The organism is Sphingomonas montana (assembly GCF_001956315.1).
Lineage (GTDB): Bacteria > Pseudomonadota > Alphaproteobacteria > Sphingomonadales > Sphingomonadaceae > Sphingomonas_R > Sphingomonas_R montana.
In genome coordinates this window covers 147,106-165,082 of the sequence record NZ_MOLY01000041.1, presented here as the reverse complement: position 1 = coordinate 165,082, position 17,977 = coordinate 147,106, and the positions used below count along the sequence as shown (strand labels likewise).

Here is a 17,977-nt window from a genome sequence, read left to right as displayed (position 1 = left end):
TCCAAACCACCTCAATCCGCGAAATGCACGTCCATCGCGCGCGCCGCCAGCACGGCCTGCGTCCGGTTCTGCACGCCCAGCTTGCGCAGGATCGCGGTCATATGCCCCTTCACGGTTCCTTCGGAGATACCAAGGTCATAGGCCACCTGCTTGTTCAGTCGCCCGGCCAGCACGCCGAGCAGGACCTTCAGCTCGGTCGGCGTGAGGCTGGCGACGCGGACCGCCATGTCGTCGGTCGGCGGCAGGTCGCTCGCCACGTCCCGCTCGCCTGCCAGCGCGCGCGCCACGGCCGCCTCCAGCGCGGCCAGGTCCGCCGTCTTCGATACGAACCCCACTGCGCCATAAGCGCGTGCGCGGGGTGCCGCCTCCGCTTCGTCCGCCGACGATATGACGACGATCGGCGTGTCCGGCCGCTCCGCATGCAGCAACGCCACGCCGCCGAACCCCTCCGAACCCGGCATCCGCAGGTCGAGCAGGATCAGGTCCAGCCGGCTGGCCGCCCGCGCCGCATCCACCGCCTCGCCCAGCTGCCCCGCCTCGATCACCACCGCGTCGGGCGCCGCGCGGCTGACCGCCAGCCTCAAAGCCTGCCGGAACAGCGGATGGTCGTCCGCGATCAGGATCCGCCGGGCCGTCATGCTGCGACGGCGGTCGCCTCCGCACGCCCGGCGATCAACGCATCGACCACCGCCGGGTCGGCCAGCGTCGAGATATCGCCCAGCGCGTCGAGCTGGTCCTCGGCGATCTTGCGCAGGATGCGACGCATGATCTTGCCCGACCGCGTCTTGGGCAAGGCCGGCGCGAACTGCAGAATGTCGGGCGTCGCGATCGGCCCGATCTCGCGCCGCACCCACTGGACGAGTTCCTTGCGCAGGTCATCGCTCGGCGCGGCATTCGCGTTCAGCGTCACATAGGCATAGATGCCCTGCCCCTTCACGTCGTGCGGCATGCCGACCACCGCCGCCTCGGCAACCTTGCTATGCGCGACCAGCGCGCTTTCCACCTCCGCCGTGCCCATCCGGTGGCCGCTGACGTTGATGACGTCGTCCACCCGGCCGGTGATCCAGTAATAACCGTCCTCGTCGCGCCGGCACCCGTCGCCCGTGAAATATTTGCCGGGATAGGTCGAAAAATAGGTCTGGAAGAACCGCGCATGGTCGTTCCACACGGTCCGCATCTGACCGGGCCAGCTGTCCGCGATCACCAGATTGCCCTCCACCGCGCCGTCCAGCACCCGGCCGTCGGCATCCACCAGTTCGGGCATCACGCCGAACAGCGGCTTCGTGGCGCTCCCGGGTTTCAGCGCGGTCGCCCCTGGCAGCGGCGAAATCATGTGCCCACCGGTCTCGGTCTGCCACCATGTGTCGACGATCGGGCAGCGCCCTTCGCCCACGACGCTGTGATACCAGTTCCACGCCTCCGGATTGATCGGCTCGCCCACCGATCCCAGCAGGCGCAGCGACTTGCGGCTGGTCCGCGTCACCCAGTCGTCGCCCTCGCGCATCAGCGACCGGAGCGCCGTGGGCGCGGTGTAGAGAATATTCACCTCATACTTGTCGACGATCTGCCAGAACCGGCTGTGGTCGGGATAGTTCGGCACCCCTTCGAACATCACCGTCGTCGCGCCGTTCGCCAGCGCGCCGTACAGCGCATAGGTGTGGCCGGTCACCCAGCCGACGTCGGCCGCGCACCAGAAGATTTCGCCGGGGCGGTAGTTGAACACATATTCGTGCGTCATCGACGCCCAGACGAGGTAGCCGCCGGTGGTGTGCAGCACGCCCTTGGGCTGCCCCGTCGATCCGCTGGTGTACAGGATGAACAGCGGGTCCTCCGCCCCCATCGGCTCCGGCGGGCAGTCGGTCGACTGATCCGCGACGCTGTCGGCATACCAATGGTCGCGCCCCGCCTTCATCGTCACCGCGCCGCCCGTGCGGCGCACGACGATCACCGTCTCCACCGCCACGCCGTTCTGGTCGAGCGCGGCGTCGACATTGGCCTTCAGCGGCACCGTCTTGCCGCCGCGCAGCCCCTCGTCCGCGGTGATGACGATGCGGCTGTCGCAATCCTGAATCCGGTTTCCCAGGCTCTCGGGTGAAAATCCGCCGAACACGACCGAATGTATCGCGCCGATCCGCGCGCAGGCCAGCATCGCGAACGCCGCCTCCGGGACCATCGGCAGGTAGATCGTGACGCGGTCGCCCTTCGCCACGCCGTGCGCCTTCAACGCATTGGCCAGTTTCGACACTTCGTCGCGCAGCTCGGCATAGCTGACCGCGCGCGCATCGGCGGGGTCGTCGCCTTCCCACAGGATCGCGGTGGCGTCCGGCCGCGTCGCGGCATGGCGATCGACGCAGTTCGCAGCGACGTTCAGCTGCCCGTCCTCGAACCAGCGGATATGGAAATCCTGCTCGTCGAACGACGTGTCCTTGATCTTCGTCGGTGCCACAATCCAGTCCAGCCGCTGCGCCTCGCGCGCCCAGAAGGCGTCCGGGTCGGCCGCGGCCTCCACAGACATCCGGTCATAGGCGGCCGCGTCGATCAGCGCGTCCTTCGCCCAGCCTGCGGGGACGGGATAGCTGGCCTCGGTCATCACACTCTCCTTTTGCCGGCCTTTACGCGGTGGCGTCCGGACGATCATCCCGCACCAAAGTCAGGGATGGCCGGGCGTCCGCGATGCGCCATGACTGCGAGGCTTATTCCACGCGCAAGACCAGTGGAAAAGCGCGGAGACGGGTATGACAAGAAAGGCGTTCAAGACGCGGCTGGCCTTGACGGCGTTGCTGGCGGGAACGGCGCTGGTACCGGGTATGGCGCAGGCGCAGACGGCACGCGAGATCGAGCTCGAGACGCGGTTGAAGGCGCTCGAAGCGGCGGTGCAGGATCTGCGTGGCGAGTTGAATGCGGCGCGACGAACGGCTTCGGCGCCGATCGCCCCGACTTCCATGAACCCGGCTCCCATGAACGCCAATCCCATGACCGCGTCTTCGATGAGCGCGGCATCCGAGTCGCCAGACCGATCGCCCGGCGCGACCAATGTGGCCGAGGTCAGGCCTGTCGCGACGAAGTCGGCACCGACCGACGGTTTTCGCGTCGGCAACACCACGGTCAAGCTGGGCGGCTTCGTCCGCCTCAACGCCATCGCCAGCCGCTACAGCGACGGGGAGGTCGCGGTCGGCGGGCTGGGCAAGGAGTTCTTCCTGCCGCAGCAGATTCCGGTCGGCGGCGGGTTCTCCAGCCAGGACCTGCTGCTCTCCGCGCGCCAGACCCGCCTGCAATTCAGCACGGCGACCCCGATGAACGGCACCGAGATAAAGACGCTGGTGGAGTTCGATTTCGCGCTCGCGACGGCGCCGGTCGGCGCGCAGCGCGCGACCAATCCCTACACGCCCACCTTCCGCCGTGGCTTCATCGAATATGGCAATCTGCTGGTCGGGCAGGAATGGTCGACCTTCCAGAACATCGCGGTGCTGCCGGAGACGACGGATTTCGTCGGACCGCTGGACGGCACGGTGTTCAACCGCCAGGCCCTGGTCCGCTACTCCATCCCGTTGCGGCCCGGGCTGACGCTGCAGGTCGCGGCCGAAAACCCCGAAACGCAGACAGCGCTCCCGACCAACGCAGCGCTGGTCGATACGGATGACGACCGCCTGCCTGACGTGGTGGCACGGCTGAACTGGAAATCGACGCTGGGCGATTTCGCGCTCGCCGGCATCGCGCGCGAACTGCGCACCGATACGCTGGGCAGCGGCGATACCGCCTTTGGATGGGGCGTTTCCGGGTCCGGCAAGATCCCCATCGGCAAGCGTCACGACCTGCGCTTCATGGCGACCTACGGACAGGGCATCGGCCGGTATCTGGGTCTGGGATATGTCCCCGACGCGATCTTCGGTGGCACTGCGGGCCAACTTGAGCGGATCGACAATTTCGCAGGCTTCGCGGCGTTGCGGATCGGCTGGACCGACGCGATCCACTCCACGATCATGGGCAGCTACCAGTCGGCCGACTATCCGGCCGGCGTGATCGTCACCGGTTTGGCCAATGCGAAGTCCTATGGCGGTGCTGCCAACCTGTTCTGGTCACCGGGCAAGGGCTTCGACATCGGCGTGGAATATCGCCACGCCGTCCGCGAGCTGGTCTCGGGTGACACCGGGGCGCTCGATCGCCTCGAATTCGCCTTCAAATACGGGTTCTGATTGCCCAACGCTTCAGAATCCCCACCGCTTACTTCAGAGGATACCGTCATGGTCACGACAACAGGGGATGCTTCACCCCTCGCCCATGTGAAGCAAAGCCAACCGTTGATCATCATCGCCTCATCCCTGGGGGCGGTGTTCGAGTGGTATGATTTCTACCTGTACGGCCTGCTCGCGACGATCATCACGGCGCAGTTCTTCTCCGGCGTGAACGAAACCACCGGCTTCATCTTCGCGCTCGCGGCGTTCGCCGCCGGCTTCGCTGTGCGCCCGTTCGGCGCGCTGGTGTTCGGGCGGATCGGCGACGTCGTCGGGCGCAAGAACACCTTCCTCGTCACGATGGCGATCATGGGGTTGTCCACCTTCCTGGTCGGCCTGCTGCCCAGCTATGCCTCGGTCGGCGTCGCCGCACCGATCATGCTCGTCGTTCTCCGCCTGCTGCAGGGCTTGGCGCTCGGCGGCGAATATGGCGGTGCCGCCACCTATGTCGCCGAACATGCGCCGGACAAGAAGCGCGGGCTGTTCACCAGCTTCATCCAGACGACGGCGTCGCTCGGCCTGTTCGCCGCGCTGCTGATCGTCATCGGCGTCCGCACGCTGGTGGGTGAGGAAGCGTTCGCCGCATGGGGCTGGCGCATCCCGTTCCTCGTTTCCATCGCGCTGCTCGCCGTTTCGCTCTGGATCCGGATGCAGCTTGAGGAAAGCCCGGTCTTCCAGAAGATGAAGGACGAGGGCAAGACGTCGAAGGCCCCGCTGACCGAGGCGTTCGGCCAATGGAGCAACCTCAAGGTCGTGCTCATCGCGCTGTTCGGCGCGGTCGTCGGCCAGGGCGTCGTGTTCTACACCAGCCAGTTCTACGCGCTGTTCTTCCTCGAAAAGAACCTCCGCGTCGACGGCCCCACCACCAACATCCTCATCGCCATCGCGCTGCTGATCGCCACGCCGGCGTTCATCTTCTTCGGCTGGCTGTCCGACCGGATCGGCCGGAAATGGATCATTCTGGCCGGTTGCGCGCTGGCGGCGCTCACCTACATGCCGCTGTTCCACGCCCTGTCCAAGGCGGCGAACCCCGCGCTGTACGCCGCCAACGCCGCCTCGCCGGTCACCGTCGTCGCCTATCCGGACGAATGTTCGGTGCAGTTCGATCCGGTCGGCAAGAACAAGTTCGACGGCAGTTCGTGCGATATCGCCAAGGCGTATCTGGCAAAGGCCGGCATCTCCTATAGCAACGTCGTCGCACCCGCCGGCACCGTGGCACAGGTCAACATCGGCGGCGCGACCATTCCGGTCGTCGACCCGGCGGTTGTGTCTGGCGCGGACAAGGCCGCCGCGATCAAGGCGTTCGGCACCCAGGTGAAGACCGCGCTCACCGCCTCGGGCTACCCCGAAAAGGCGGACCCGGCGCAGATCAACAAGCCGATGGTCGTCGCGATCCTCGTCATCCTCGTGCTCTATGTGACGATGGTCTACGGCCCGATCGCCGCGCTGCTGGTCGAACTGTTCCCGACGCGGATCCGCTACACGTCGATGTCGCTGCCCTATCATATCGGCAATGGCTGGTTCGGCGGGTTCCTGCCCACCACCGCCTTCGCGATGGTCGCAGCCACCGGGGACATCTACTACGGCCTCTGGTACCCGATCGTCGCCTGCGCGGTGACCGTGCTGGTCGGCCTGGTCTTCCTGCCCGAAACCTTCCGCCGCTCGCTGGACCGGTAAGGCTTCGGCAAAGAAGCGACGACGAAAAATGCTCCCGCCCGGACCGCCCGGGCGGGAGTTTCTTTCTCCGGCATGACGGCTCTGGATTGATGTGTGTCTGACCCCCGTCTGGGCAAACCCGATATCATCAAGATCCGGTCAACGGCCGCTCAGGTCACCAACCCCCGCACCGAAAAGCGCGGGTCCCGCCACGCCCCGGTCGCCATGATGTCCGCGAGCATATCCACCGCCCGCCAGACGTCGGCCAGCCCGACATATAGCGGCGTCAGCCCGAACCGCAGGATATCCGGCGCGCGATAATCGCCGATCACGCCACGGTCGATCACTGCCTGCATGATCGCAAACGCATCGGGATGCCGGAACGCGATATGGCTCCCCCGCGCCGCCGCATCCGACGGCGTCACACAGGGGATAGCCGGCAACAGCGCCGCCATCCGCGCCGCGAACAGGTCGAACAGGTCCGCCCCGCGCGCGAACAATGCGTCGCGCGGCGCCTCGCGGAACAGGTCCACCCCGCTTTCCAGCGCCAGCATCGCGATCACCGACGGCGTGCCGGCCAGGAACCGCGCCACCCCCGGTGCGGGCACATAGCCATCGCCGAACGCGAACGGTTCGGCATGCCCCATCCACCCCGCGATCGGCGACGTCACCCGCGCCTGCACCGTGTCGCGCACATACAGGAACGCCGGCGCGCCCGGCCCGCCGTTCAGATATTTATACCCGCATCCCACCGCCATGTCCGCCCCGTCGCGGTCCAGCGCGACCGGCACCGCCCCCACCGAATGGCTGAGGTCCCACAGCGACAGCGCCCCCGCCGCCCGCGCCGCGGCCGAAACCGCTAGCATGTCATGCCGCGCACCATGCTTGTAATGAACATGGGTCAGCATCACGACCGCGGTCTCCGGGCCGATCGCCTCCATGACCGCCCCCGCGTCAACGGTGCGGACGGTGACGCCGGGCAGCATCGCCGCCACCCCCTCGGCCACATGCAGGTCGGTCGGGAAATTACCCGGTTCGGTCAGGATTTCCGTCCGCCCCGGTTGCGCCCGCAACGCAGCGACCAGCAGCTTGAACAGGTTCACCGACGTCGAGTCAGCCACGATCACCGACCGCGGATCGGCCCCGACCAAGTCGGCGATCTTCGCGCCGACGCGCTGCGGCGCGCCGATCCAGTCCGCCTCGTTCCACGACCGGATCAGCCGCTGGCCCCATTGCCGCGTCACCACATCCGCGGTTTGCGCCACCGTCTGCGACGGCAGCGCCCCCAGCGAATTGCCATCCAGGTAGATCACCCCCTCCGGCAGATCGAACCGCGCACGATACGGGTGCAACGGGCTGGCCGCGTCGGCGACGATCGCCTCGTCCAGACTGGCCGGAACGCTCACTTCGGCAGGCCCAGCGCGGCGCGGATCAGCCCCAGCTCGATGCGCCAGGCGTTGGTCCCGGGCGCTACCAGTTCGACATGGCCCGCCTCCGGGATCGCGATATGGCCGACCGTCCCACCCGCCGTCCGCACCCGTACGGCATAGGCGGACGCCAGCGTCACCGGCGCGATCCGGTCGCGCACGCCCGTCACCAGCGTCTGTTCGGTCGCCAGCGGCAACAGGTTCGGCACCGACGTGTCGGCCAGCACGTTCGGCCGGTCCCCGCCCGGCAGCCCGACGAGCCGCGGCACGCCCGACACCCCGCAACTATTGCCCGGCAATGCCTGCGCCACCGCCAGATCGGGCAGCGCCCCCAGCGCGATAACCGCATGCAGCGCGATCGGATCGCCCGTCCGCAGCGGACTACTCGCCGGCAAACGCTCGCGCCCGGCCAGCCACAGCGCCAGATGCCCGCCCGCCGAATGGCCCACCGCCACGATACGGTCGGTGCGCAGCCCGTAGCGCGGCCCCAGCACGCGCAGCATGTCCGCCGCCTGCGCCACGTCGGTGAACGTGCCGGGATATCCGCCGCCCGCCCGGTCCACGCCGCGATAGTCGATGTTCCACACCGCGATCCCGCGCTTGGCCAGGTCCGCCGCCGCCCAGTCCATCAGCGTGCGGTCCGCGATATCGCTCTGCCAGCACCCGCCGTGGATCATCAGCACCACCGGATGGGCCACACCCTTCCGCCCGCGCGGCAGCCACAGGTCGCCGACCTGCAACGGATCGGCCCCGTAGGAAATGCGAATCCCGCCTACCGGACGCGGCCGCCCGGTCAGCGCCGCCCAGCCCATCGTCGCCCCGTCGGTCGGCGCCGCCGGGGCCGCGGGAAGCGGCACGGACCCCAGCCCAGCCACGATCGCGGCCAGCATGACGCCCCGTTGCATCCGTCCCATAGCGGCTCTCTCCCCCGATTTTTCCACCCCGACTCCGTTTGGGGAACATGTCCGTCGACGCAATCGAAACCATGCGCTTATTTGAACAGCACCAGTTCCTCGGCCATCGACGGGTGCAGCGCCACCGTGTCGTCAAATGCTTCCTTGGTCAGGCCGGCCTTCACCGCCACCGCGGCGGCCTGCAGTATCTCCGGCGCGTCCGGCCCGATCATGTGCAGCCCCAGCACGACATGCGTCTCCGGGTGGCAAACCATCTTGTACAGCGCCCGCTCGTTGCGCTGCGCCAGCACATTTTTCATTGGCCGGAAATCGGACGTATAGACCTTGGCCGTGCCATGCAGGTTGCGGACCTGCGTCTCGGTCATGCCAACTGCGCCGATCGGGGGGTGGCTGAACACAGCGCTCGGGATGTTGTGATAGTCGACCCGGCTCGGCTTGCCGCCGAACACCGTATCGGCGAACGCCTGCCCCTCGCGGATCGCGATCGGGGTCAGCTGCACCCGGTCCGTCACGTCGCCAACCGCGTAGATGCTCTCGATGTTCGACCGGTTGTCCTCGTCCACGATGATCGCCCCGCGCTCGCCCAGCGTCACGCCCGCGTTTTCCAGCCCCAGCCCCTGCGTATGCGGCCGGCGCCCCGTGGCGAACATCAGCAGGTCGGTCTCGATCGGGTCGTGATTGGTGGTGAACACCAGCAGCGATCCGTCCGCCTGCTTTTCCACCTTCTCGAACGCGGCGTGGAACTTGAACTCGATCCCCTTCACCGTGGAGATCTTCAGCAGCCGGTCGCGGATCTGTTCGTCGTAGCCGCGCAGGATCACGTCGGACCGGTTCACCAGCGTCACATGCGACCCGAACTGGTGGAAGATTCCGGCAAACTCGTTCGCGATATAGCCCGCGCCCGCGATCACCATGCGCTTCGGCACGGCGTCGAGGTGAAAGATCTCGTTCGACGTGATGCCATGTTCCGCGCCCGGAAACTGCGGCGTATCGGGCCAGGCGCCAGTCGCGATCAGGATCTTGCCGACGCTGATCTCGCGTCCCGACGCCAGCGTCACCACGTTCGGACCGGACACGGTCGCCCGCTCATGGAACAGCGTGACGCCGTTGCTGTCCAGCGTGTTGGTATAGAGCCCCTCAAGCCGGGTGACGTCGGCCAGCACCGCATCGCGCAAGCGGATCCAGTCGAACGACGTTTCCGGCACGTCCCAGCCGAAATGCCGCGCATCGGCCAGGTCCTCGGCGAAATGCGCGCCGTAGATCAGCAGCTTCTTGGGCACGCAGCCACGAATGACGCAGGTCCCGCCGACACGATGTTCCTCCGCCAGCGCGACCTTCGCTCCGTGGGCCGCGGACACCCGCGCCGCGCGCACGCCACCGGACCCGCCGCCGATGACGAAGAGGTCGAAATCATAATCGGACATGCAAGGCTCCGGAAATCGATCGAAAGGAATAGCCCCTCCCCTTCAGGGGAGGGGTTGGGATAAGGAGCAAGAGCGCCCCGGAATCGAACCTTCCAAGTGGGGAGGCCTAGCCCCCACCCCAACCCCTTCCGTGAAGGAGAGGGGCTAGGAAGACGTCCCCAAGGCCCGCGCCATCAGTGCGCGGGTCGAGGCGTCGAACCGCCCGGTCCCCTCCTCGACGATCGACCGGGCGATGGTCTTGCCCAGTTCCACTCCCCACTGGTCGAACGGATTGATGCCCAGCAGCACCGCATTGGCGAACGTCCGCTGTTCGTAGAACGCCAGCAGCGCGCCCAGCCGGGCCGGGTCCAGCCGGTCGATCAGGATCGTCGTCGACGGCCGGTCGCCCGGATAGGCGCGCTGCGGATCGTCATTGCCCTGCCCCGCCATCAGCGCCGCGCCCTGCGCGAAACAGTTTACCAGCAATGCCTCGTGGTGCGCTTCGTCCAGCGCGTCGCCCGGCTCGATCACCGCCACGAACTCCACCGGCACCAGATGCGTACCCTGATGCAGCAACTGGAACACCGCGTGCTGCGCGTCCGTCCCCACCCCGCCCCAGGTGATTGGCGCGCTCGGCATCGCCAGCGCCGCGCCGTCGACGCCCACGCGCTTTCCGTTCGACTCCATCTCCAACTGCTGGAGGTAGGGCGGCAGCAACGCCAGCCGCTCGTCATAGGCGAACACCGCACGCGTCTCCGCGCCCCGCACGACCGCATAATAACAATCGACGAAAGCCGCCATCAGCGGCGCATTCTCCAGCGGCGCGGCCAGCCGGAAATGCCGGTCCATTGACGCGGCGCCCTCCAGCATCGTTTCGAACGCATCCCAGCCGAGCGCCAGCGCCGCCGGAAACCCGATCGACGACCACAACGAATAACGCCCGCCGACGCTTTCCGCGAAGGGCAGGATGCGCGTCTCGTCCACGCCCCATTCCACCGCGCGGTCGGGCGCGGCGGTCAGCGCCACCACCTGCCCGTAGGGATCGGCGACGCCGTTCTCCGCCAGCCAGGCCAGCGTGCTTTCCGCGTTCAGCATCGTCTCGGCCGTCGTGAACGTCTTGGACGCGATCACCACCAGCGTGGCCGCCGCATCGAACCGCCGAAACACCCGCTCCAGCGCCATCCCGTCGACGTTGGACACTACCGCCACGTCATAACGGTCGGCATCGTCGCCCAACGCGTCGATCAGCAGGTCCGGCCCCAGCGCGGACCCGCCGATGCCGATATGCAGGATGTGCCGGAACGGGCCGATCGCCTCTGCCTCGATCGCGTCGATCAGCCCGCGCATCCGGGCGTGCAGCATCCGCGCCGCCGCCACCGCATCGGGCGCGCCCTGCCCGCGTTCCGCGATATGTTCGGCCGCGCGCCCTTCGCTGACGTTCACGGCATCGCCCGCGAACAGTGCGTCGCGCCGCGCCCCGAACCCTTGGGCATCCGCCAGCGCGACGAACCCGGCCAGCATTTCCGCGCTCAGGTGCGTCTTGCAGAAATCGAACCGCAGCCCCGCTTCCTCGATCACCATCCGCGACAGCCGGTCGGGCTCCGCCACGAACAGTTCGGTCAGTTTCGGTACGGGCTGCGTACGCAACGCGTCCCATGTGGCCGTCGGTCCGTCCTGCATCATATCGTCCCCGCGCGAATGGTCCGTGGTCTCTGGTCCGCGCCGCTCTAACGCGCCGGGTCGTCCCCGTCATCCTCGTTGCACACGCTTGACGTCGGCGGCCCCGACCCGCCATCCGTGATCCATGGCCGCCGCCCCCGCCCCCGCCGCCCGCTTCGCCACGTTGCGCCTGATCGCATTGCTGTTCGTCGCCGGCTGGCTGGTGCGCAGTTTCGGGGTCGGGGCCTATGCGATCCCCAGCGGGTCGATGCTGCCGCAACTGCGCCCCGGCGACTACATGCTCGTCGCCAAATGGCCCTATGGCTGGTCGCGCTACGGCGTGCTGGGCGGGGTGCCGCTGTTCGACGGGCGGTTATGGCCGCGCGATCCCGTGCGCGGCGATGTCGTCGTGGTGCGCGATCCGAATCGTGACGGCGGCCGCAACGTGGTGAAACGCGTCATCGCCCTGCCCGGCGACCGCGTCGCGATGCACAACGGCGTGGTCTCGATCGGCGGGCGCGCGCTGCCCCGGCTGCGGATCGGCGACGCGCTCGTCCCCATGCGCCGGGGGGAACCGTGCCGCGGCGTGCGCCGCGAAGGACCGGAGTGCCGTTTCCGCCGCTATGCCGAAACCATGCCCGACGGCGGCACCCATGCCGTGCTGGACAGCGCGCCCGGCGCGTCGGACGACTATGCCGCCCGCGTGGTGCCGCCGGGCATGCTGTTCCTGCTCGGCGACAACCGCGACGACAGCATCGACAGCCGCGTCCACCCGGACGACGGCGGCCTCGGAATGGTTCCGGCGGATCGCCTGCTCGGCCGCGCGGCGATCCTGTTCTGGTCGACCGACGGCACCGCGCGGCTTATGTCCCCCCGGTCCTGGTGGACCACGATCCGCTGGGACCGGATCGGCCTCGGCATCGACTGATCCGCGCTTTGACTAGAACCGACCATCCCGAGCGAAGTCGAGGGACCCGTCGAGCGCAGCCGAGACGGCGCACGGCACCCTTTGACTACCCTCGCGGGAGGTGCCTCGACTGCGCCCGCAAGCCCGGATTTCGCAGTTCAATCTAGGATCATCGCACTTTACCCGATCGAATCGATCACCGCGCCGATGATGTCCGGGGACGGCCCGCTCAACCGTGGCGACGGGGCCGCGGTTCGCACCCCGTTCGACACCGGCGCGCCGTAGATGAAGCCATAGGTCGGGTAGCTCGTCCCACCCAGCGCCTCGTTCTGGTGATACCACACCCGCACCCGGCTCCAGTTTCCGGCTTCGGATGTATCGGTCATCGTCACGTCGCGTTCCACCTGGCCGCGCGTGCCGTCGATCCGCGACCAGTTGCTGTGCGTCACCATCACCACGCGCGGGCCGATCACCTGGCTCACCACCGCGACATGGCCCAGCCGCATCGCGCCGGTCGGCCGGAACACCAGCACGGCGCCGACCCGTGGTGCCGTACCTCGCGCATAGCGACCGTCCGCCTGCGTCCACCATGTCCAGGCATTGCCGTACAGCTGGATACCGGACATCGCGCGGGCGAACGGCACGCATTCGCCGACCGTCTCGCCGGTCACTTCGGCATGCACCTGGGCCGCACAGAGCGACCCGAACAACAACAGGAGACTCGACCAGCGCATTGCCACCCCGACCATCAGAGACCCGGACATTGGCCGGGGGCGGCTTAACAAATCGTAGCGGGCCAGTCACCCATGCGCCCGCCGGGTCTTATCGTGCGGCGAGCTGCGCGGCGCGCTCCAGACCGACCGTCGCCAGCGTGTGCGACCATGCCGGCGATCCGTCCGGGCGTGCCATCTGCACATTGGGTTCGGCCAGCACGCGGCGATACAGCGTCTCGGCCTGCGCGGCGCGCGCCGTCTGGCGATAGACATGCGCCAGGTTCAGCAACACGCCCGGCTCGGCCGATCCGGCCGCGACCTGCGCCACCAGCGTCTTTTCCGCGCGATCCAGCTTGCCCTGGGCAATCGCCTGAAACGCCACCGGATCGGCCTGGGCCAGCGTGGAAACCGAGAGCAGCAACGCCCCTGCGAACAAACGAATCATAGCAACCTCCATTTATGTTACGTCTTGATGACACGGAGGCTACGCTTTTGCGTCAGTGAGTAAATAGATCATTTGTCCCAGCTCGGGACGCGCGGAAACACCCCGTTCCGGCCTGGAACGGGGTGCATCCTTTTATCGCTTCAGGGCATCAGGGTGTCAGCGGCGCCCCTGATGGCGGATGTTGCGGGGCCGGCCGGGCTTGCCGCTGCGTGGACGCTCGCGCGAATCATGCCGGCGATGCGGCAGGTGGCTCGCCCCCTCCACCGGTTCGAACCGCAGCGCACCGCTGATCGGGTCCGCCTCCACCAGCCGCAGTTTCAGCAGTTGCCCGCTGACATAGCGGTCACCGCTCTCGTCGCCGACCAGCGCCTGCGCCGCCTCGTCGAAGGTGAAGCGTTCGGCGCCCAGCGTGGACACCGGCACCAGTCCGTCGCCGCCGATCTCCTGCACCGTCGCGAAGAACCCGAAGGCGCGCACCCCGGTGATCCGCGTATCGACGACCTCGCCGACGAACCGCGTCAGATAGGCCGCGACATAGCGGTCGATCGTCTCGCGTTCCGCCTCCATCGCACGCCGCTCGGTTCGGCTGATCGCCTCGCCCAGCGCGCTCATCCGCTCTGCATCGGCAGCGGGCAGCCGCGTCGCCTCGACCGCCGGCTCCAGCCCGAACGCACCGACCAGCGACCGGTGGACCAGCAGATCGGCATAACGCCGGATCGGGCTTGTGAAATGCGCATAGCTGCCCAGCGCCAGCCCGAAATGCCCGGTGTTGGCCGGCGCATAATAAGCCTGCGTCTGCGACCGCAGGATCTGCTCCATGATCTGCGGCCGCATCGCCGCATCCTCGACGCGCGCCAGCAGGTGATTGAACGTCTCGGGCCGGATCACCTGCCCCAGCGCGAACGACACGCCGCAGGTTTCGAGATACTCCTTCAACGCGACCAGCTTCTCGCGGCTCGGCGGCTCGTGATCGCGGTACATCACCGGCTGCTTCTTCGACTCAAGCGCCTTGGCCGCCGCGACGTTGGCCGCGATCATATATTCCTCGATCAGCCGCATCGAATCGAGCCGTTCGCGCGGTGCCACCGACTGGATCCGCCCGGTCTCGTCCAGCTCCACCCGCCGCTCCGGCATGTCGAGGTCGAGCGGCCCGCGCCTTTCCCGCGCGCCCGCGAACAACCGCCAGCAGGCCCAGAGCGGCTTCAGCGCCGTCTCGACCAGCGCGTCCGGCACGCGCCCCGCCTCGCCGTCGATCGCCGCCTGCGCATCCTCATACGCGATGTTCGCCGCGATCCGCACGGTTGCGCGCGTGAAATGCCACCCCTTCAGCGTCCCGTCCGCGCCGACGCGCAGGTGGCACGCCAGCGCCGCGCGATCGACGCCTTCCTTCAGCGAACACACATCCGCCGACAGGATCTCGGGCAGCATCGGCACCACCCGGTCGGGGAAATACACGCTGTTGCCGCGCTTGCGCGCCGACCGGTCCAGCTCGGAGCCCGCTCGCACATAGTAAGCTACGTCGGCGATCGCCACGATCGCACGATACCCGCCGGCATTCCCCGGGTCCTCGTCCGGCGTCGCCCATACGGCGTCGTCATGGTCGCGCGCATCGCTCGGGTCGATCGCCACGATCGGGAGGTGCCGCAGATCCTCGCGCCCCTCGCCGACCGGCAGTTTCGCCGCCGCCGTCGCCTCGTCCAGCACCTCTTGCGAAAACACGTCGGGAATGCCGAACTTGTGGATCGCAACCAGGCTGAAACTGCGCGGCGCGAACGGGTCGCCCAGCCGCTCGGTCACGCGCACCGTCATGCGCGGCGGCCGCCCGGCCTTCTCCGCCAGCACCAGGTCCCCGACATCCGCCTCGCCCGCGTCCGACACCGGCCAATCGCGCTTCTCGCGCTTGTCGACGGGCTTCAGCCACAACCGGTCGCCTTCACGGCGCAGCACGCCCAGCACCAGCTCCTCGCCGCGCGCCAGTTTCTTCATCGGATGCGCCAACCAGCCGGACCCCGCCTCCTCGGTCCGCGACAGGATGCGGTCGCCCGGCCCCAGCGGATCGCGCTTGCCGCGCACCACGACGCGCAACCGCGGCGGCGGCTGGTCGCTGTCCCAGTTTTCCGGCACGGCGATCGGTACGCCCTCGTCGGTCACGTCCACGACGCGCAGCACCGTCACCTTCGGCACGCCGCCCATCTTGTGGAACGCGCGGCCGGGTGCGCTGTCGATCAGGCCTTCGTCCGCCATATCCTTCAGCAACGCCTTCAGCAGGATCTTGTCCTGTGCATGCAAGCCGAAGGCGCGCGCGATTTCGCGTTTGCCCGCGGGGGTATCGCTGCTTGCGATGAAATCGAGGATTTGCTGGCGGCTTGGGAGGCCCGGCGACTGTCTGTTACGCATTGCGCACCCTAGCGTGGCGCATGCCATCCGTCATCCGGCCATCTCCAGGCCGGCGGCACTACGCCTGGCACTGGAAGATGAAATATTTTGTGCTGGTCTGACGCCCTTTTTCAGGCATGACACGTTTTAGATAAGAGAAAAAAGACGCGTGATTGGAGAGGCTGCAATGACAATTGGCTTCACGAAGACCGATATCGGACCACTGACGAAGCGGGACGACGTGCCGATTCCGATGGCCATCATGTGTGCCGCACTCGCCTCTGCGCCGGTTTGGCTCGCATTGGGCTGGGTCGTCACGCTGGTCCGTTAACCCGTTCTGCCGGCATCCTGGTCGGCAGACTTGCAAACCAGCCCCGCGCTCCGCTATCCGCGTCACCGGGGCCTGTAGCTCAATGGTAGAGCCGGCCGCTCATAACGGCTAGGTTGCGGGTTCGAATCCTGCCGGGCCCACCAATTTCCCCGCGCATCGTGTTCCATACCGGCGCAGAACCCTTGTAAAACCTCACTTTTTCCACCATCCTTTGGGTCATGGTGTCGCATCGTGTCGCACCTGATCGCGGGGCATCCGGGGGCACTTTGGGGGCACCGGTTCGGAAATTGGGGGCATCGTTGCTGACCGACGTACAGGCTCGGAAGGCCAAGGCCACCGACAAGGATCAGAAGCTGAGTGACGCGGGCGGGCTATACCTGTTCGTCACGCGAACCGGCTTCAAATCCTGGCGCATGAAATACCGATACGGCGGCAAGGAGAAGCGCCTGACGTTCGGCCCCTACCCGGAGGTCAGCCTCGCCGAGGCACGCGATCGGCGCGACGCCGCCCGCCGCCTCCTGCGCGACGACCGCGACCCGTCGATCGAGAAGATGAAGGCTCGGGCAACCAGCGCCACAGCGGCGGCAACGACATTCGAGATGAAGGCGCGCGAGTGGCATACGGCCCAACGGCCGCGCTGGTCCCCTGACTATGCCGACCTGGTGCTTCGTGCGCTCGAGCGCGACATCTTTCCAGATCTTGGCCGTATGCCCATTGGGGAGATCGACGGCCCGCTCGTGCTCGCCCAGCTGCGGAAGATCGAGAGGCGCGGGTCGATCGAGACGGCCAAGCGGATCCGCCAGCATGTGTCGGCCGTGTTCGTCTACGCGATGGCAGAGGGCACAGCTGCGAGCGATCCGTCGGCCAGCCTTGGCAAGGCCCTTCAGCCGCTGGCGAAAAAGGGCAAGCAGCCGGCGTTCGTCGACATCAAGAAGGCTCGTCAGCTGCTGGTCGATACGGAGGCGTCCAGCGCCGGCCCGGTCACCAAGCTGGCGTCACGGCTGCTGGCACTGACGGCGGCGCGACCAGGCATCCTGCGATCAGCACCCTGGCCGGAGTTCGAGGGCATCGACTGGGACAAGCCGGATGCCCCCAGCCCGGGGGCACTCTGGCGCGTCCCCGCCGCCCGAATGAAGCTGGAGATGGACCGGAAGACGGATGCGGTGTTCGAGCACATCATCCCCCTGTCTCCGCAGGCGGTCGACGTCCTGCACGCGCTCCGTCGTCTGACCGGCCGGATCGCCCTGCTGTTCCCCAGCACGCGAAGCACCATCCGCCCGATGTCCGAGAACACGATCGGCTACCTGTACAACCGGATCGGCTATCGCGGCCGGCACGTCCCGCATGGCTGGCGTGCATGTTTCTCGACCATCATGAACGAGCGCGTCGGCGACGACGTTCGCGTCGGCGATCGGGCGGTGATTGACCTGATGCTCGCGCACGTCCCGCAGGGCCTGTCGGGTTCGGAGGCGGCTTATAACCGGTCGCAGCATATGGCGCGGCGGCGGCAGTTGGCCGACGAGTGGGCCAATCTGCTGATGGACGGCATGGCGCCGGCGAACGATCTTCTGCGGGGGCAGGAGCGCTGATGCCGAGGATCAAGCGCAAGATTGAGTCTGACCCTGCGAAACTCCGGTTCTCAATCGGGCGAGGCAAGTCAGCCGGGCTTGTAAAGCTGGATAGGCACCTCGCTGACTTGCAAAAAAATAGCCCCCTTTGCCGGCCTCAGAAAGGCGCGCGTCGCGTCATCGCGGTACGACAAACGACTTCGGGGTTCGAAGCTGATGTGGAGTTTGAAAATAAAAGTGAAGCCATTTACGCTCACGTTACATGGTCCGTGCCCTAGCGCTTACTGACAACCCATTCGTTAGCTTGCTTTCGAACAGACGAAGCAGCTCCTGCGCGTTACGAATT

General features: G+C 67.3%; 14 protein-coding genes and 1 tRNA gene. 6 read left to right on the top strand and 9 right to left on the bottom strand.

Annotation, left to right across the window (positions count from 1 at the left end; translation table 11 throughout):
* Positions 1-11: 11 nt before the first annotated feature.
* Both BKY59_RS12000 and acs read right to left on the bottom strand, forming a co-directional pair.
* Positions 12-638, bottom strand: coding sequence for a response regulator transcription factor (locus tag BKY59_RS12000; protein WP_076071787.1), 627 nt, complete (start codon positions 636-638; stop codon positions 12-14).
* Complete coding sequence (acs, locus tag BKY59_RS11995; RefSeq protein ID WP_076071866.1) at positions 635-2,590, bottom strand: acetate--CoA ligase; 1,956 nt, start codon at positions 2,588-2,590, stop codon at positions 635-637. The genes BKY59_RS12000 and acs overlap by 4 nt, the downstream gene beginning before the upstream one ends.
* Before the next feature lie 145 nt (positions 2,591-2,735).
* On the opposite strand from acs, the gene BKY59_RS11990 reads away from it, so the two are divergent.
* A complete protein-coding gene (locus BKY59_RS11990; protein WP_076071785.1) occupies positions 2,736-4,193 on the top strand; it encodes a DcaP family trimeric outer membrane transporter in 1,458 nt (485 codons plus the stop codon).
* Positions 4,194-4,241: 48 nt separating this feature from the next.
* The gene (locus BKY59_RS11985; RefSeq protein WP_076071784.1) at positions 4,242-5,909 is read left to right on the top strand and encodes an MFS transporter; all 1,668 of its coding nucleotides are present in this window, start codon (positions 4,242-4,244) and stop codon (positions 5,907-5,909) included.
* 149 nt (positions 5,910-6,058) lie between these two features.
* Here the strand turns inward: BKY59_RS11985 and kynU are convergent, their stop codons facing one another.
* The 4 genes from kynU to pgi form a co-directional block, all read right to left on the bottom strand.
* Complete coding sequence (kynU, locus tag BKY59_RS11980; RefSeq protein ID WP_076071782.1) at positions 6,059-7,294, bottom strand: kynureninase; 1,236 nt, start codon at positions 7,292-7,294, stop codon at positions 6,059-6,061.
* Positions 7,291-8,220, bottom strand: a complete 930-nt coding sequence (locus BKY59_RS11975; protein ID WP_240500080.1) for an alpha/beta hydrolase — start codon at positions 8,218-8,220, stop codon at positions 7,291-7,293. The genes kynU and BKY59_RS11975 overlap by 4 nt, the downstream gene beginning before the upstream one ends.
* 86 nt (positions 8,221-8,306) lie before the next feature.
* Complete coding sequence (gene gorA / locus BKY59_RS11970; RefSeq protein ID WP_076071779.1) at positions 8,307-9,653, bottom strand: glutathione-disulfide reductase; 1,347 nt, start codon at positions 9,651-9,653, stop codon at positions 8,307-8,309.
* A 144-nt stretch (positions 9,654-9,797) separates the two neighbouring features.
* Entirely contained in the window at positions 9,798-11,315 is a 1,518-nt protein-coding gene (gene pgi, locus BKY59_RS11965) for a glucose-6-phosphate isomerase (RefSeq protein WP_420822093.1), read from the bottom strand.
* A gap of 121 nt (positions 11,316-11,436) precedes the next feature.
* On the opposite strand from pgi, the gene lepB reads away from it, so the two are divergent.
* Positions 11,437-12,219, top strand: a complete 783-nt coding sequence (lepB, locus tag BKY59_RS11960) for a signal peptidase I (RefSeq protein WP_076071778.1) — start codon at positions 11,437-11,439, stop codon at positions 12,217-12,219.
* A gap of 158 nt (positions 12,220-12,377) precedes the next feature.
* Here the strand turns inward: lepB and BKY59_RS11955 are convergent, their stop codons facing one another.
* The 3 genes from BKY59_RS11955 to BKY59_RS11945 form a co-directional block, all read right to left on the bottom strand.
* Positions 12,378-12,962 carry a CHAP domain-containing protein gene (locus BKY59_RS11955; protein ID WP_240500079.1) on the bottom strand — a complete coding sequence of 195 codons (585 nt, stop codon included), beginning with the start codon at positions 12,960-12,962 and terminating at the stop codon, positions 12,378-12,380.
* A 58-nt stretch (positions 12,963-13,020) separates the two neighbouring features.
* Positions 13,021-13,356: a hypothetical protein gene (locus tag BKY59_RS11950; protein ID WP_083672094.1), complete on the bottom strand. Its 336-nt coding sequence runs from the start codon at positions 13,354-13,356 to the stop codon at positions 13,021-13,023.
* A gap of 156 nt (positions 13,357-13,512) precedes the next feature.
* On the bottom strand, positions 13,513-15,753 hold the full coding sequence (locus tag BKY59_RS11945) for a ribonuclease R family protein (protein ID WP_076071774.1): 2,241 nt from the start codon (positions 15,751-15,753) through the stop codon (positions 13,513-13,515).
* Between the two features lie 166 nt (positions 15,754-15,919).
* On the opposite strand from BKY59_RS11945, the gene BKY59_RS17780 reads away from it, so the two are divergent.
* The 3 genes from BKY59_RS17780 (at position 15,920) to BKY59_RS11935 (ending at position 17,652) form a co-directional block, all read left to right on the top strand.
* Positions 15,920-16,063, top strand: coding sequence for a hypothetical protein (locus BKY59_RS17780; RefSeq protein ID WP_165374850.1), 144 nt, complete (start codon positions 15,920-15,922; stop codon positions 16,061-16,063).
* Positions 16,064-16,131: 68 nt separating this feature from the next.
* A tRNA-Ile gene (locus BKY59_RS11940) sits at positions 16,132-16,206 on the top strand.
* 156 nt (positions 16,207-16,362) lie between these two features.
* On the top strand, positions 16,363-17,652 hold the full coding sequence (locus BKY59_RS11935) for a tyrosine-type recombinase/integrase (RefSeq protein WP_076071773.1): 1,290 nt from the start codon (positions 16,363-16,365) through the stop codon (positions 17,650-17,652).
* Positions 17,653-17,977: the final 325 nt, after the last annotated feature.